This is a genomic window from Spongiactinospora sp. TRM90649 (assembly GCF_029382225.1).
Classification (GTDB): Bacteria; Actinomycetota; Actinomycetes; order Streptosporangiales; family Streptosporangiaceae; genus Spongiactinospora.
Genome location: NZ_JARLTC010000099.1, coordinates 1 through 1,009, shown reverse-complemented (window position 1 = coordinate 1,009; position 1,009 = coordinate 1). Strand labels below are relative to the sequence as shown.

Sequence of the window (1,009 nt, the reverse complement as noted above, 5' to 3'; positions counted from 1 at the left end):
CGGTGACCCAGCCGGCCGCGTGTCGCGATGAGCACCACGACCGCCGCCGTGGTGCCCGCCAGCAGTGTGACCCGGGAGGCCAGCGCCGGGGTGGCGATGGAGGGGAACATGTCCGCGTAGACCAGCGACATGAAGTTGTTGATACTGACGTGCAGCAGCATGACCAGCGGCAGGCTCTGCCCGGTCCGGTTGAAGACCCAGGTGACGACCACGCTGAACGCGCAGCAGAAGGCGATGAACTCGGCGATCCGCGTCCAGGTGACGTCCGGCCAGCCACCCCACTCGGTCAGGAACAGCGGCAGGTGCCAGACGCCCCACAGCGGGCCCAGGAGCGCGGTGGCGCCCAGCGGGCCGAACCTTTCCTGCATGCGGGCCAGCGCGAAATCCCGCCAGCCCGGCTCCTCCGCGAGCCCGGTGGTGACCATCTGGAGCACCAGACCGGGCACATAGGCCACCAGCACCGCGACCGGCGGCATGGTGAGCTGCTCCCCGGCGATGGAGGCCGCGGTGACGATGATGGCGGCCGGGACGCCGAGCGCGGTCACCAGATACCAGATCCAGCCGACCCGCCATTTGGTCATCCGCCCGATCCAGCGGCGGACGCCGTCCCTGCCCTCGGTGACCCTGGTGACGATGTAGGCGGCGAAGATGGGGCCGAGATAGGCGCCGGGGAGCACGCCCAGGAACTGCGTGGTGCCGAGCAGCGCGGGGAAGGTGAAGTCCAGGACCCCGAGCCCGTTCGCCGACAGGACATAGGGCGTCCAGGCGGCCCAGCTCATCGCGTTGGCCAGGACGAAGAAAGCGAGCAGCGGACGGCGGCGGATGAAACCCCTGGGGGGCGTGTCGCGCTCGGCGGCCGATCGGCTGTTGACTGCCATTCCGGGTTTCCCTTGGGAGCGTTTCATGGACGCTCAAGAGCACATCAGCCGCGGGCGTTTCGATCATTCCCCTCTACGCCCCAAACAGAGGTACAGCCAGGGGTACCGCCGTCGCGGGGCCGGGACGCCGG

At 69.5% G+C, this 1,009-nt stretch carries 1 protein-coding gene; it reads right to left on the bottom strand.

Annotation, left to right across the window (positions count from 1 at the left end):
• On the bottom strand, positions 1–878 hold an 878-nt coding region (locus P3X83_RS43155), incomplete at its 3' end, for a type II CAAX endopeptidase family protein (RefSeq protein WP_277311255.1).
• Positions 879–1,009 lie beyond the last annotated feature (131 nt).